The sequence below is a fragment of the Wohlfahrtiimonas chitiniclastica genome, from assembly GCF_002252325.1.
Classification (GTDB): domain Bacteria; phylum Pseudomonadota; class Gammaproteobacteria; order Cardiobacteriales; family Wohlfahrtiimonadaceae; genus Wohlfahrtiimonas; species Wohlfahrtiimonas chitiniclastica.
Map to the genome: position 1 here is coordinate 57,811 of NZ_NEFL01000003.1, position 14,662 is coordinate 72,472.

General features: G+C 33.5%; 13 protein-coding genes and 1 tRNA gene. 5 read left to right on the plus strand and 9 right to left on the minus strand.

The genetic code is table 11. From position 1 onward, the window contains the following. Nucleotides 1–164 precede the first annotated feature (164 nt). From B9T10_RS07895 to B9T10_RS07905, 3 genes are all read right to left on the minus strand, one after another. The gene (locus B9T10_RS07895; protein ID WP_094538230.1) at nt 165–1,628 is read right to left on the minus strand and encodes a VWA domain-containing protein; all 1,464 of its coding nucleotides are present in this window, start codon (nt 1,626–1,628) and stop codon (nt 165–167) included. Continuing rightward, nucleotides 1,619–3,160 (minus strand): AAA family ATPase, encoded by a 1,542-nt coding sequence (locus tag B9T10_RS07900; protein ID WP_094538231.1) that lies wholly within the window; start codon nt 3,158–3,160, stop codon nt 1,619–1,621. Before B9T10_RS07900 ends, B9T10_RS07895 begins: the two co-directional genes overlap by 10 nt. Before the next feature lie 365 nt (nt 3,161–3,525). Next, a complete protein-coding gene (locus B9T10_RS07905; RefSeq protein WP_094538232.1) occupies nt 3,526–5,985 on the minus strand; it encodes an N-6 DNA methylase in 2,460 nt (819 codons plus the stop codon). Nucleotides 5,986–6,138: 153 nt separating this feature from the next. On the opposite strand from B9T10_RS07905, the gene B9T10_RS07910 reads away from it, so the two are divergent. Continuing rightward, the gene (locus B9T10_RS07910; RefSeq protein ID WP_094538233.1) at nt 6,139–6,369 is read left to right on the plus strand and encodes a helix-turn-helix domain-containing protein; all 231 of its coding nucleotides are present in this window, start codon (nt 6,139–6,141) and stop codon (nt 6,367–6,369) included. Continuing rightward, nucleotides 6,362–7,531: a hypothetical protein gene (locus B9T10_RS07915; RefSeq protein WP_094538234.1), complete on the plus strand. Its 1,170-nt coding sequence runs from the start codon at nt 6,362–6,364 to the stop codon at nt 7,529–7,531. Before B9T10_RS07910 ends, B9T10_RS07915 begins: the two co-directional genes overlap by 8 nt. 50 nt (nt 7,532–7,581) lie before the next feature. Here B9T10_RS07915 and B9T10_RS07920 read toward each other — a convergent pair whose 3' ends face one another. The 4 genes from B9T10_RS07920 to B9T10_RS10205 form a co-directional block, all read right to left on the minus strand. After that, nucleotides 7,582–8,577 carry a tyrosine-type recombinase/integrase gene (locus tag B9T10_RS07920; RefSeq protein ID WP_094538235.1) on the minus strand — a complete coding sequence of 332 codons (996 nt, stop codon included), beginning with the start codon at nt 8,575–8,577 and terminating at the stop codon, nt 7,582–7,584. A gap of 8 nt (nt 8,578–8,585) precedes the next feature. Then, the gene (locus B9T10_RS07925; RefSeq protein ID WP_094489023.1) at nt 8,586–8,777 is read right to left on the minus strand and encodes a helix-turn-helix transcriptional regulator; all 192 of its coding nucleotides are present in this window, start codon (nt 8,775–8,777) and stop codon (nt 8,586–8,588) included. An 8-nt stretch (nt 8,778–8,785) separates the two neighbouring features. Next, nucleotides 8,786–10,576, minus strand: a complete 1,791-nt coding sequence (locus B9T10_RS07930) for a hypothetical protein (protein ID WP_094538236.1) — start codon at nt 10,574–10,576, stop codon at nt 8,786–8,788. Between the two features lie 133 nt (nt 10,577–10,709). Then, nucleotides 10,710–10,880 (minus strand): plasmid mobilization protein, encoded by a 171-nt coding sequence (locus B9T10_RS10205; RefSeq protein WP_179220639.1) that lies wholly within the window; start codon nt 10,878–10,880, stop codon nt 10,710–10,712. 105 nt (nt 10,881–10,985) lie between these two features. On the opposite strand from B9T10_RS10205, the gene B9T10_RS07935 reads away from it, so the two are divergent. From B9T10_RS07935 to B9T10_RS07945, 3 genes are all read left to right on the plus strand, one after another. Further along, complete coding sequence (locus B9T10_RS07935) at nt 10,986–11,306, plus strand: helix-turn-helix domain-containing protein (protein ID WP_094489025.1); 321 nt, start codon at nt 10,986–10,988, stop codon at nt 11,304–11,306. Nucleotides 11,307–11,320: 14 nt separating this feature from the next. Then, nucleotides 11,321–11,611, plus strand: coding sequence for a hypothetical protein (locus B9T10_RS07940; protein ID WP_094489026.1), 291 nt, complete (start codon nt 11,321–11,323; stop codon nt 11,609–11,611). Between the two features lie 277 nt (nt 11,612–11,888). Beyond that, nucleotides 11,889–12,413, plus strand: a complete 525-nt coding sequence (locus tag B9T10_RS07945; protein WP_094538237.1) for a hypothetical protein — start codon at nt 11,889–11,891, stop codon at nt 12,411–12,413. Between the two features lie 470 nt (nt 12,414–12,883). Here B9T10_RS07945 and B9T10_RS07950 read toward each other — a convergent pair. Further along, nucleotides 12,884–12,969 (minus strand) — tRNA-Leu (locus B9T10_RS07950). A gap of 50 nt (nt 12,970–13,019) precedes the next feature. Next, nucleotides 13,020–14,651 (minus strand): amidohydrolase, encoded by a 1,632-nt coding sequence (locus B9T10_RS07955; RefSeq protein ID WP_094538238.1) that lies wholly within the window; start codon nt 14,649–14,651, stop codon nt 13,020–13,022. Nucleotides 14,652–14,662: the final 11 nt, after the last annotated feature.

Here is a 14,662-nt window from a genome sequence, read left to right on the forward strand (position 1 = left end):
GTTTAGCGGGCTCTAGAGCTTTTATTTGGTACCGAAGGAGAGTTTATAGGCTGTATTTCAGATAACTCTACAATATCAAATCCATTGATATGGCTATATTTAGAGTAATTTAGGATATAGCCAAATAAGGATTAGTTGGGACTGTTTTTGAACACAATGAAAATTTATGCAATACAGCTTTTAAAGTTAATTAACTCGGATATATTTGATGTATCAGGATTATAAACCCATTCTTTATCAAAAAGTGTTTGTAGCGTTTTATTTAAAAATTCAGGGCCAATAACTAATGAATAAAAATGATTTTTAGCATGACGCTGTAGTTCAATTCTGTTGAGAATATCTTTGGGTAAACTTGCCATGACAAAATCAGATATCATTAATAAATCAGCTTTTTTATAGTCATTGGTTTTCATTATCTCTAGAGCATGTTGTAATGCAGGAACAGCATCTGTGCCACCATGAAATGACATTTTTAAAAATTGAATTAATTTTGATAGAGAAGTGTTGTTTGATAAATCAATAACATCAATATGAGTAGAAAAATTAATTAAGTAGCAAGGCCGCGATTTTTCTTTAGCTTTCATTGCCATATATAACGTCATAGCTTTGGCAATGGTTTCTGGTATTCCACTCATTGATCCGCTTGTATCTATACAGATGATCATTGGACCTTGTTCTTCTTCCAAAATAGTTTGCTCTTTAATGCTCTCTTTCTGATCTTCGATTAATTGAAGACCTTGCATGTCAAAACACATTAATCTATTTTCAATTAATTTAAGATCAAATAGTATGGATAGTTCAGGATCAGATAATAAGCCTTTTTCCGTAGGTAAAATATGTTCCAATTCTTGCCCAAGCCGAATACCAACTATTTCTTCTCTTGAATTTATATCAGGTAAATATTTTTGATATGTTGTTTCATAGATAACTTGCTCTATTTTTTCAGATTGTTCTAGCTGTTGCATTCTTCCCATTAGTTCGCAAATTTTTTGAACTTCTTTATCCTCTGCTAAATATGTCGCCCAATTTTGGATTGCTTGAATGTCTTTTTCAGATAAGTTTCCATCACTAAAATCTAAGAACATACCTGGATCTAAACCTAAATTAGCTATTTGCTGAAATAACTTTTGTAATAGCTCTAATTGTTTTTGTAACTCTTGTAAAAACCTCTCTTTTATTACTTGAATAAGTTTTAATGCCCAAACACTATAAAGTTGGTCTAGATTTTTTTGCCATTCTTGAATCAGTAAAGAGCTTACAGTTGAAAGCTTTTTATTTTTTTGTTTATTACTTTGTTGAACATCTTGAATTTTCTCATCCCAAAATTTAGCATTTAATGGGATTTTCCAAGACTTACAGAAAGATAAAAAATTTACTTTGGCATCTTCTAAATGCTTTAAATTTAGATCATTAGATGGAATTTTTTTAAAGTTTTGGAGTTGTTCTTGTGAATCTATGATGGGGTTTTCGGAATTAAGTGTATGTTTTAATTCAAAAGCCCACCGATCTAATTTCTCTTCAGAATAAGATCGAATAGAATCATAAGATTGAAGTTGTTTAAATTGAGAAAAAATAGCATCATTCATTGCTATTTTTTCTTGTGGAATATCAAATATCTCTATTGGCATAATGCTTCCAAACGTTCACAATCAGCAATACGTAAGTCAATTTGTTCACTCTGTTTTAAAATAGCGTTTAAAGCTAAATTAATATCATTCTGCGTAATGAATGGAGAAATTAATTGTTCTTGATAGTGCTCTCTTTTCTGCTCTAATACATGTTTGGTAGTAATCAATTTTTGCTTCATTTCATCAAGAGCATCTTTTAGTGATTTAATTAATCGTATATTTATATCTGATTTTCTATCACCTTTATAAAACTCTGGTTTTGGGATAAACGTAAAATCGCGATAGCTAGAACCATAACCATAATTGTCATCATATTTAATCGTGCAAGAACCTTGTCCATCAAATTTATATGAAATTTGGGATATTGTATTACCACTGAGATCACATGGTCGTAATCGGTCAGTTGATTTCATATCTATGAACGGAATATATATGGTGATACTTTTACTGTAACTAGAGTTGCGAGGATGTTCAAAATTACAATTAATTTCAAAGTATTGCTTTTGATTGATTAATTTAGTTTTCCAAATATCTTTGGAATAAAACAATTCTTTATGAATTTCTTTATCTAATAGTTCTTTTTCTCGATCTAAGTCGGCAAGATTAATATCAGTATCAAAACCAACATCAATAATTGCTTGTTCTATGATGTTAATAACATCATCTTTATTATCTTCTGTTGTCCAAATGCAATGTTTCAAGAGTGCGATATCACTGTGATTAGTTTCTGTTCTATCATTAAAGAAAGCGGAAGCTTTCATTAATAATGCAGCACGTTGCCATCTGCGGTCAGATACATATATTTCTAAATCATCTGATTGTTCTGCAAGCTCATTTCTAATGATATGTACTACATCTAAAGTTTCTTTCGATAATTCTATTTGATGAAAATAAGTTCGCCAAGTTTCCCACTCATCCTTTGTGATTAATAATTCTTCAGGTATTTGTGGTTTAGGAGACGAAGGTTTTGAATTTAATAATTTATCAAAATTATTAGTTGCCTGAATTGGTTCTACTAACATTCTTATGATGAATCTATCATACAATGCATCTAATCCTTGATTTTCTTGAGGTATTTCATTGGATGCAGCAATCAATGCTTTCATTGGAGATTCTTCAATAGTATCTCCATTTTTAAAAATATGTTCATTAATTAGTGTTAATAATGTATTTAAAATAGCAGGGCTAGACTTCCAAATTTCATCTAAGAAAGCAAATTCAGCTGTAGGTAAGTATTGTTCTGTTTTACGAGTATAGGTATCTTCTTTTAATGCTTTGATAGATACAGGCCCAAAAACCTCGTCAGGCGTACTGAATCTATTCATTAAATATTCAAAATATGTAGGATTAACAAATGCACTAGCAAGTCGTCTAGAAATTAAGCTTTTAGCTGTTCCTGGTGGGCCTAATAGAAAAGTATTTTGTCCTGATAGTGCGCCTAATAAGGCAACTGCAATAATCTCTTCTCGTTCATACATATCAGCAGTAATATGGTTGATTAGATTTGTAATTCTATTTTGTATCTCAGACATTTTATTAGCCCATAAACTATATTTAAAAATTTTATGAGAGCATAGCATATGGGTTAGGATTATCACAAACAGTTTAAAATATGTTGCACTTCATATTGGAATCTAAGCAATAAATCATTCATGCCTTGTTCTATAAACACCCTCTAAATTCTTCGATACTTATTTTTAGTTATACTTAAATACACAAAAACCCAGTCAAAGACTGGGTTTTCATATCCGTGGTACCGAAGGAGAGTTTGTGGGCTGTATTTCAGATAACTCTACAATATCAAATCCATTGATATGGCTATATTTAAAGTAATTTAGAATATAACCATATAAGGATTGATTGGTACTATTTTTGAACCTATACAACTTAAAGTTGTCTATTTTCCCCCTCTAACTTCTAACAATACTGCAACGGTTCTTGAAATCTCTTCTTTTAAATCAGAAATGTTACTAGATATATCTTGAATTAGACGATTATGTCCTTGTTCACATAATGTTGCAATGCGGACATGCAAAATATTATTGATATCAAATTCTGGGATATATACGTTTTTAATTAGATGCGCAGATATTTGTGTACTAACCATTTTGGATTCAATATAAGTTGATATCTGTTGAGAACTCAAATACCCGCATACAAAAAAAGCCTCCATCGCACTATTGCAAGGAATTATCATTAACTTTTCTTGTGGTATACATGCCTTAATAGAACCATCTGGCAATTCTGCAGGTGTAATAACGGCACAAGTATAGTTAGTATGAATATAACGCCAAGCAACTTTATACTCTGCAAACGTATATTCTCCAATCCTAAGAATATTATAAAATCCTTTAGCCGAAAAAACTCTATCCATTGCAGTTAAACCTTTTCTTTCAACTAGAAACTGTCGCGCTGAATCAAAATAATTATAAGTATATGGATATGTTTCCTTCATCACTGACAACTCTATAGGTTCCATTTTAGATTCTGGAGTATGCGGTATAATAATAGCTCTACATGGCTGATAATCAACATGCCACTCTTGTAGATCTCTCCCTCTAATAAAAGGATAAACTAGAGACTTCTCTAAAGTCATTTCTTTTTGAGGAAAAGCCCTCTTAGCTCGTTCGACAACATTCTTAGTTATATATCGTTCATCATCATAACTCAGTATCTCTTGGTAATACACAGCATTGGCTCCTCCTGTAAAAACACCAGCCCTTGCTTGATATGCTGGAATCCCCTGCACTATATCTATATCATTATTTTCTTTTGGCAAAATACTCCATGTACTACTTACATCATCAATAATACTAGGCTTTGCTAAATATTTAGATACAGCAATGGAAATTTCTTGTGTACTATCTTTTACTTTTATTTTGTGTTTCTCATAATCAATGGGAAATTTAGTACTCCTTCCTTTATTTAAAGTCAAAAATATTGTTTTAGTAGTAACTCCATCAAAAATCTTTGACTTATCAAAATCCTTAATATTTAAAACCTTAAGTGAAATATCATTATTTTGTAAATAAAATCTACGAAAACCTTTGGAATTAGAATACGATTGCAATAAACTTTGTGGTAGAAAGAAGCCTAACTTCCCATTATTTTTTAAATAATAATCCATTACAGTATATGTAATTAGTGATGCTATATTTTCCTTACTGAAGGCTATTTTAGTTTTATTATTTGAGAATAATCCCAATAAAGGCCAAATAAATTCAATACGCGCTTTATATTCTTTGTTTAGAAATTCCCAATTAATCCATGGTGGATTACCTAAAATATAATCAATTTTATTTATATACATATTAGAGTATGTTGTTTGAATATATTCTTTATACAATGAGTAAACATGACTACTAGAACGGAATAGATTAGATAAAAAATCATAAATCAACATACTCTGCTGCGTATTTTTGACTTCGGCAATGCTTGATAAAGCTATATCTTTCTCAATTGCTTCAAATAAAATATTATTTACCAAAACATTCTCAATATCTGAAATATCCATTAAAAATACATTTTCAGCAATAGATATTGGTATATCGCATTTTAACAAATTTTGTACTTGTTTATGATAATAAAACTCATTAATACAATCAGCAAAATATACCATCAACTCTTTGGTTAACACCTTCTTTTTCTGGTCTATAAAGTATAAAAGCCATTCCTTAATAATGCGTGTTGTTAATACACTTAAAGGGTTTTTATCAAAACATAAAACATTGCCTTTAATAAAATTAAAAATACAATCATTACTAGCGTTATCATTACTCTGTTTAATATATTTGAATATGGCAATCAAAAAAGATCCTGCGCCACAATTTGGCTCCAATATTTTTTTATTGAGCGACAAACCATCACTAAAGTAATCTTTTAATACATATTCCGCAGCCCAAGTTGGGGTAAAAAATGCCCCCGTTCTATGACGCAAGGTTTTAGGAAAAATTATTTCATACAGATCTTTAAAAAAATATTGAATTGATGTGGTATCTATAGAATTACCTAAATACTCTCGTTGAATAATTTTAAGAAAGTCATCATTCTTCAAAACCCATGAAAAAATACCTAATAGGTTTTCATTATTATTACCAGGCCTATTTTGACATGCAATATATGCATACAAACTTTCTAAACAAAAAACTAATACATAAATATCGTCATCTGAAGACAATTCTAAATTGTATTCAATACTTAGTTCTAATGGTGAGAATTTTCCTTTAGATATATCCCCATTCAAACTAATCCATAGCTTTTGCCAAGCAGTATATTCTATTAATAAAGACGGCTCTGTGTATGTGTTTTTAAAAAATAAAAATAAAGACCTAACTGCGGAATATCGAAAATCACACATACACTATTTTTCCTTGAAATTGATAATCTCGCATTATGGGCTATTTAGAGTTGAATTTGAAGAGGCTGCTCTAAAAACGTGACTCATAGTCCGTAGACTTATTGTCTGCAAAATATTTTCATATTGGATCGATACACAGCTATAAGAATTAATATGAAACAAGATATACAATCTATTTTTGGCCGTAGAATCAAACAAATACGTGAGTCTCAGAATCTATCTCAAGAAAAGCTTGCTGAACTCTCTGACTTAGATCGAACATACATAAGTTCTATTGAAAGAGGCAAACGCAATATCTCATTAAACGGTATATACGCTTTATCAAAAGCACTCAATGTATCTCTATCAGAAATATTTCAAAATATGGAGATACCAAATGAATAATATTGATCAATTAGAGCAAGAATTTTGGTATCACGTCTCAACACAAGAAGATTTACCTCTAGCAGCTCTAAAAACTAAAGATCCACAACAAAATAAAATTGATGAAATATGTCAAAATACTCCTAAAGACATACTAAAAATTCCTGAGTTTTTAACTAAAATCATTCAAAATGATCCCAATGTTATATCTCAATTAAGAATGCTAGCATCCATTTCAGATAAAAGATTTTATTTAGAGATGAGCTATATTTTTAGCAGAGTCTTTGTAGAAATAGATGACAATCTTCAAACTTTATGTGGATGCCCTCCAGAAGAATTAACTAAACACAGTACACAATTCTTTATTAATCTAATAAAAAAAGATTCTCCTTTAAAGTCTAAAGCAGCTACCGATCTCATCACTAAATATTTATGTAAACATGGACTAGATAAGATTCTTCTTCTTTATGCAAATTTAACTGCATCGGAGAGAACAATTATTATGGAAACATTGATTTTCCCCAAAGAAATTCAACAGCAAGAAGCTAAGTTGCGAGGTCATGGTGCAGAAAAAGTTTTAGCTGAACTCCTTGTGCATCTTGGGGTTTCTTTTTTTCCAGAAAATAAAGCTGACCAGCCTATGGCCAAGCATGATCCAAATATTGATAATACCACAATGATTATTACTGATAGAAATAAGGATAATACCTTTTCATCAGATCTTGTAATCCTTAATAATTCTAGCGAACCTATCATCAGTATCGTTGGGTTGATACATTCTTCCGACCCTGGGCAATTTGGTGTAGATAAAGCTAATACTGTAAAAGATATTAGAAATTTAATTGATCTATTCAATAACAAGGCGACTAATAGAAGAATGCAGATTTGGGGATTAGTGGATGGTGTTGGATATTCAGAAAATAAAAAAGGGACAATAAATGCTATGCTCCCTCATTTCCACCAATTCATACAAGTCAAAACTTTATGGAAAGCCGCATTAGCATTACATACGGCAGGACTATGTAATATTAAAGGAATCATGCTAGATAAAAAATTTTATATTGACCCCAAAATAATTAGTCATATGATTAGCTATATTCCAAAAGATATTCAAATTTACCAATATGATGAGCATCGATATAAAAAAGGAATCCCTGCAGGTACGGCATCACTATATCTTTGATATGAATTAATACTTCTATCATATGTAAAGGCTCACAATGAGCCTTTTCTTTATCCCAATCTATCCGCCAATTCTGCAATTGTTGGATTGTAATAGATCATTAATGACTTTGTATCACGATGCCCAATCATTTTAGCTAAATCCAATACAGCTAATTTTTGGGCTAATCGTGTGCATGCTTCATGGCGTGAATCATGGAATGTTAAATCAATAATATTGCAATCTTTCACTGCTTTTCTAAAAGTCGTACAAACCGTATCAGCTGTAATATTAAATATATTGCCATGACTTTTAGGATTCATTAATTCAAATAGTTCTCGTGCTCTTGAAGATAAAGGCACTTGCCTTCTATCACCGTTCTTTGTGGCTAATAACGTCACTGATCGCTCTCTTAATGACACTTGTGACCAATCTAATGTTGCTATTTCAGATTGGCGCATTGCTGTTTCTAAAGCCAATAAAAATATCAATGCAACTTTATGCTTTTGCATCGTTGGTGGTTGATCAGCAAACTCTAAGTTTTCCAATAGCAATTTGATTTCAAAATCAGATATCCGTCTATTTCGTGGCGGTGGTGGCGTTAATCGCTTTAGATCACGAGTAGGATTTTTCTCCATCCAGTTCCATTCAATTCTAGCCACTTCAAATACCGCACTTAACAATGAAATTTCACGATTCTTAGATGAATTAGAAATATTACGGCTGTTACGCCATGTTGCAATATCTCTTGTAATCAGTGTATGCAATGGCACCTCTGATGGAAATGATTTCATTCTTAGAAAGTAATTTAACCGATTAATCTCATATTCCTTGCTTTTCTTAGTCGGCGAAACCTCATCACGATAACGGATCACAGCATCCTTAACCTTCTTAGTTGTGTCTATGGCTTGGCTTTTGCCCAAGCGTAAAGATTTTTCTGTTTTTTCCATCCACATTAAGGCATCTAAGTGACTATTAAAAGTCCTACTTTTAGTTTCTTTAATATAATTTCTTGTATATTGAGCTCTGGCTAGATATCTTTTACCACGCTTAGTAATACTGCCCATATCCTCTCCTAATATGAGTTGTTTCGCTGATTTTCAATGAATGCATCAATATCTGCTTCAATCCATCGTGGGTCACCTCTATGACTAAAACGGATAGGATCAGGGAATCCTTCTAACTTAATAATTTGCTGTTTAATGTGGCCAACTGAAAATTTGAATTTTTCAGCTAAATCAGAGATCGTTAATAGATTTTTACTCATGGTTATCCTCACTTTTTAAATACATAACAACGCATTGGCTTAGATGTAACTAAACTACGAACGGTTTTCACTTCAATAAATGGGTGTCTAACTGACTTTTCAATCAGTTTTTTAACTAATTTGATATCTTCTAGGGCTTGATTATTGATCTTTGCATGAGCAGCAAACTCGTTGAGATTAATAGCAATTTCATTATCTTTAGGAGAATGATTGAGCCTATAAGGATCATTAGTCTTGGATAAGCTTTCAAAATACTCATAAACATCCCAAAATTGGTCTAATGCGGGATGGTCGCTCACAAGATCCCTCTCACGTTCAATAGCAATCTGATCAATGAAATGCATTACCTTTTGTTTAGTATTATCAGTAATGGGTAGAATCTCAGATAAAGCCTGTAAACCTGATAGCATCAAACCATGAGTAGATCCTATGCGTTCCATTTTGACATTTGGCAATGCCATAATATGATCACGATTACTTTGAAAAGTCCGATCAACAATATCCATAATGAGTTGTTCATTCTTCAATACATAGAATAAAAACCCTGAAACTTCTTCAACTGATAAACGTGCTAAATAACTAGCAGCCTCTCGTGATTGTGCATTGTGCTGCGAACGATCAAAGTGCAAATAAATCAAGCGAGATAAAATGGCTTCTGACCCTGATATTTTCTGATTTTGAGAAATCACTACAGAACCTTTAAACGGTTCATCATCTGTAATGTTGGTATGATCTTTTACTGCTTTAACACGAGGTGATCGACCATTAAATAATGGTTTCAATTCTTCAAAGCTAAAAGCCTTCTGTTTATGATTTGGACTATTTGGATCATTGATGTCACCTTCAATGAAAACAACAGGTAAATTTGATACTTGTGCTAATGTTCGAGATCGACCAACTCTAGTGGAAGTTGTTGGATTGATGCCCTCATAGCTTGATCGGCCAACTAATAACCAAAGAAATTCAATTAATAAAGATTTACCTGCACCTGCTTCACCCGTAGCTTCTAAAAAAGGGAACATGCCATATTTAGCGCGTATTTGCTCTGCAAATAGAGACAATGCCCAATATGTTAATGCGACTAGTCCCTTATCACCAAAGACTACAATAAAGTCACAAAGCCAATCATTTTGATACTCAGTATTTGGAGTGAAATTAGATAATTCAAACGTACTCTTAACATAGCAATGAGGCAATACAAAAAAGTCATCTGTATTTTTTTGATAGATTTTGCCTTCATAAATCGCATGATCACCATAAACATAAGCATTCATCTCAGAAAAATAACCAATATAAGGAATAGTTTTAACGATCTTGGCTTGTGGTGCCTGATCTAGAAAGATGCTATTCAATTGCTCCGTATTACCTAGATAAATGGCACCTGAGAGTGTAGCCATAACTTTCTGTTTAAAATCTGACTTGCCTGATAGTTGTTTTGAAGTAAAAGCACTCTTGGCTTTTTTAGTCTTTGATTGAGCTATTTCTAAATAATAAATACATTCTTCTGTGCCTGCTTCCACCTGAGAATATAAGATTGTAATAGCAAAATTAGCTATTTCAGCTAGTGAAATATACTTAGTAAAAGCAGTAAGCTTAACAGCTGATCTATCAATGGTGTCACCCTGCTTAAGTTTCAATTCATCAACTACACACCAATAGGTTTTATAGTGATCTTCAACATAAAAAGCTAAACTAGAATCTTTCATCTGCCACTGTTTAAAGCATTGTTGAACCAATGCCTCATTTTTTAACAGCTCTGGATCAGAACCTATGTTATGCCGTCCTTTTCTCTCTGACATGAGTTTTCCTATATTTCAGGCAAAAGAATCCCGTAATCACTAAAACCAAAGTTTCAGTAATTGATTAATAAAATTTAGATAAGACAATCCCCTAACTAATTAAAGCTATTCAGTTGTCTAAATATTAAAAAGATTAAATTTCTTGGTTATATCGCTCTAACTCATCTTTTATGAGCAAATAACAAAACGTAGATAAAGCAATACCTCTAGCCTGAGCTCTCTCTCGCAATATTTCAGCATCTGCTGGTAATACTCTAATATTGATAACTTCTGATCTCTTAATTGGCACAGTCTCTTCTTTCATATAAACTTATCTCACTTTCTTAAAGTTACACATGACACTCTACAGTTGTGTGTGTGGTAAATATTAACACGCAATTGGACTATTATCAAAGGAATTTAAACGCAAATGTCAGATTTTCCAACTAGATTAAAAATAGTTAGAGAAAACACAGGGCTGAGCCAAGCTACATTTGGGGCTATGGGCGGTGTTTTGCAACAAGCCCAATATAAGTATGAAAAAGGCACGAGAAAGCCTGATATTGAGTATTTAATGTCATTAGCAGAGCATGGCATTGATGTTCAATACCTAATTACTGGTAGCGTATCTTCTCATCAATTATCAAATATTGATAATGAACTCATTAGCTTATTTAAGAAAGCTGATCCTACAATTCAAAAAGCAATTTTCAAATTACTAGGTCATGAGTCAGAGAACCCCAACAAATAGTTAGAGAAAAGCATATGAAAAATATTGAAAACTCAGAAGATAAGTTACAAAAAAAATTTGAAGAAACATTAGACCGCACAGCTATTAAGCCTTTAAGTATTACGATTGGTGCACTCTCATGTTTATTAATTTACCTAATCTTTTTTACTACACTTGATAAGACTGACAAACTTATTACTGGTCTGATATTGGTGGGATTAAGCGCTTATCTATTTTTAATGGCCTCAAAATTAAAACAACAGAATCAGAAATCATTGCAAGAATATATGCAATATAAATCAACCAAAAAGAATCAAAATCGTTAGATTTTTTTTCTTAAGGGTCTTAGGGAATTTTCCCTAAGCACAGGCGACAAAATCAGAATGCAACGCATTTTGTATACGGTCGCTATCGTGCCTTCCTTAAAATAGAGTGATTGCACTCTCTCTATATACCCATCAAATAATAGACAAATAGAGGACAAATAACCTTCAGATAATTGACAGAATATATCTCCATCAATCAAAACTCTCAAAAAATTGACAAAAAAACTTCAGATAATTGTTAAAATAGAAGGCAACAATAATATTTGAGGGGACACCAATGCAAGATGATCAAAATTATTTAAAAATCAGAAATACTTTAATGAATACCCTAAAGAATGGAAAAGTAAAATATTCTTATTTGGTGAGATCTTCTTTAAAGGAGTTGGATGCTTTAACTAAAATATTTCATCTCAGTGAAATTAGTGAAGCTCTGCAAAAAGATACTGGATTAAATCTTAACTATAATTCACTTTGGCAAGCCTATAGCCGCTTTAAAACATCTACCCGAAAGGGAGTGCTAAATGTCATTATAGAAACACCAGAACCATTAAAAGAATCTTCACCTGTTTCAGAAACGGTCGCACTTTCTTCGACACAGGCTTCGAATAACTATGAATGGTTAGAAAATATTTCAATGAATAAAAAATTAAAAGAAATACTCATACAGAGTAATATGAGTGAAGCTGATTTTGTAGATGCACATATCAATCTTCATAATCCTGTGCGAGCTACCAAGCAAATCATGGAGTATATGTACGATAAAAAACGTAGTAAAAAAAGTGCCGAATTTTTCAGTAAATAAAAATTAAATTAGCCCTTCGGAAACTCGTTACAACATAACACTTAGCAAAAACTCTATATAACTAATTGTAATTTATAAATATATCTTGTTATAAAAATCTATTACATGGCGTTACAAATATTACATATTTCATTACATCATTGATTTTAAATCAAAAATAATCAGTTTTGTGTTATCTCAATTTCATTACAATGTAACGAGTTGTAACAAAATTTTATAACAGAAAAAAATTATAATAATTAATAGGTTATATAGTAAAAACCATCTTTGTAACGATGTAATGACTTTCCGAAGCATATTAGATATTTTTCAATTGATTTCTTTGGTTTAAAAACGGTTTTAAATCAGAAACAAACCATCAAAATCAGAGAATGATCAAAAAGTAGTCATTTTATTGAACAGTTTATTGAACAACTGAACTTCCAGATGCAAAAAAAGCCCGCTGTTTAGCGGGCTCTAGAGCTTTTATTTGGTACCGAAGGAGAGACTCGAACTCTCACGCTTTTAAAGGCAGAGGATTTTGAATCCTCCGTGTCTACCATTCCACCACTCCGGCAAGTGAGAAGCTATTTTAAGATCTTCTCAGAGATTGTCAATGATTTTTTATCAAATCGCGATATTTTTTCCACCAATGTACACGGCTATGGGCTTAATTGTATGAATTTCTTTAGGTTCTAGGGTCAATGGATTTTGATTCAGGATGACAAAATCAGCAAATTTATCCACTTCTAATGAACCTATGATGGATTCACTGTCGAGCATATATGCAGCATCAATCGTGACAGAGCGCAAGACCTCAAGAATGGAGAGATCACGATCATTGTCATGTTTAAAATCATCGTCTAATAAAGTGCGTGTCATCCCCACTTGAAAATGTCCCCATAAATCGAGTGGATCAATCGGCCAATCGCTGCCATATGCCACCCGAATGCCATGATCATACAATTGACCGGCGCATTCAAAGCCTTGCATGCGCTTAGCGCCAAGGAGCTTAGTGAAGCTCTCATGCGTTGCTTGATCCATGCCCGCCCATTGTAGCGATTGCGCCGCGATGACATTTAAGTCACGGTAGCGCGCATACTGATCGGGTGCAGTTAATTCATTGTGTGCAAAGGCAGGGCGCACCGCAGGATTAGGTGCTGCCGTGTGGGCGCTTTCAATGACATCTAACGCAAAATCAATGCCGGCATCACCCACGGTGTGCATGTGTGGATGCCAGCCGAGCGGATAAGTGGCGGTTAATAATGCGCTGAGTAAGGTGTGATCATAATAACAATCCCCATGATGATCATTGGCATCAATCTGATAAGGTTCACGCAATAATGCCGTATGCAGTGGCGCTTGCATCACGCCATCAATGAAAAATTTAATGTGCGTGACTGTGGTGGTGGGTGCAGTTGCCGTTTGGGGAAGGGAAAAGGTTGCCATAAAGTGTGAAACGTCCTCAATGGCCTTTGGAATGTCATCCACTGTTGGAAAATTTTTCGCAGGGATTTCGCGGGCACCAAAAACACGCAGCGTTAATTCATTGCTATGCATCAATGCCTTAAAAGCTTTGAGAGAAACTTCATCGACGCGTGCATCCATGACAGTGGTGACGCCTTGGGCGTTAAGGAGTTTTTGCGCGCGCCTTGCCACCGTGAGGGCATAATCTTCAGAATATCGCGTCACTTCATCAAATGCTTGCATGGCAGGGCCATCTTCTAAAATACCGTGATCATATGCATTGCTTGGCAATGTCACGGTTTTAAAAGCAGAGAGCGCGCAACCATTGCACACTAAAATATGGCAATCATTGGAAAAGACGATGATGGGCACATCATTGGCAATGGCATCTAAGTCCGCTCGCGTCAATTCACTGCCAATCGGCAGCATGTCTGGTTGCATCCAGCCGCGCACAATGATCCAGCCGTCACCATGTTCAGTAAGATAATCTTGTGTATAAGTTTTGATGCGGGTTAATACTTCATCCTTCGTTAAAATCAGATGTTTTAAGTCACAGCTTAAGGATTGCGAAGCGCCCCAAAAAGGATGCAAATGCGCATCAATGAGTCCTGGCATCACAAATTGCCCATGCAAATTAATGATGTCTGTTGTTTGGCCGGCTAGGGCAAGGATGGTGGCATCATCTCCAATGGCGACAATGCAGCCTTCACTCATCGCCATTGCACTGTAGATGGCGTTGTCAGCATCTGCACTGAAAATGGTGCCATTGTGGACAATTAAGTCAGCAATCATAGAAGGCTCCT

Bases quoted from the DNA above. Each gene is read 5' to 3' on its own strand.
- B9T10_RS07895 (WP_094538230.1), bottom strand. From the start codon at position 1,628: ATGCCAATAGAGATATTTGATATTCCACAAGAAAAAATAGCAATGAAT.
- B9T10_RS07900 (WP_094538231.1), bottom strand. From the start codon at position 3,160: ATGTCTGAGATACAAAATAGAATTACAAATCTAATCAACCATATTACT.
- B9T10_RS07905 (WP_094538232.1), bottom strand. From the start codon at position 5,985: ATGTGTGATTTTCGATATTCCGCAGTTAGGTCTTTATTTTTATTTTTT.
- B9T10_RS07910 (WP_094538233.1), top strand. From the start codon at position 6,139: ATGAAACAAGATATACAATCTATTTTTGGCCGTAGAATCAAACAAATA.
- B9T10_RS07915 (WP_094538234.1), top strand. From the start codon at position 6,362: ATGAATAATATTGATCAATTAGAGCAAGAATTTTGGTATCACGTCTCA.
- B9T10_RS07920 (WP_094538235.1), bottom strand. From the start codon at position 8,577: ATGGGCAGTATTACTAAGCGTGGTAAAAGATATCTAGCCAGAGCTCAA.
- B9T10_RS07925 (WP_094489023.1), bottom strand. From the start codon at position 8,777: ATGAGTAAAAATCTATTAACGATCTCTGATTTAGCTGAAAAATTCAAA.
- B9T10_RS07930 (WP_094538236.1), bottom strand. From the start codon at position 10,576: ATGTCAGAGAGAAAAGGACGGCATAACATAGGTTCTGATCCAGAGCTG.
- B9T10_RS10205 (WP_179220639.1), bottom strand. From the start codon at position 10,880: ATGAAAGAAGAGACTGTGCCAATTAAGAGATCAGAAGTTATCAATATT.
- B9T10_RS07935 (WP_094489025.1), top strand. From the start codon at position 10,986: ATGTCAGATTTTCCAACTAGATTAAAAATAGTTAGAGAAAACACAGGG.
- B9T10_RS07940 (WP_094489026.1), top strand. From the start codon at position 11,321: ATGAAAAATATTGAAAACTCAGAAGATAAGTTACAAAAAAAATTTGAA.
- B9T10_RS07945 (WP_094538237.1), top strand. From the start codon at position 11,889: ATGCAAGATGATCAAAATTATTTAAAAATCAGAAATACTTTAATGAAT.
- B9T10_RS07955 (WP_094538238.1), bottom strand. From the start codon at position 14,651: ATGATTGCTGACTTAATTGTCCACAATGGCACCATTTTCAGTGCAGAT.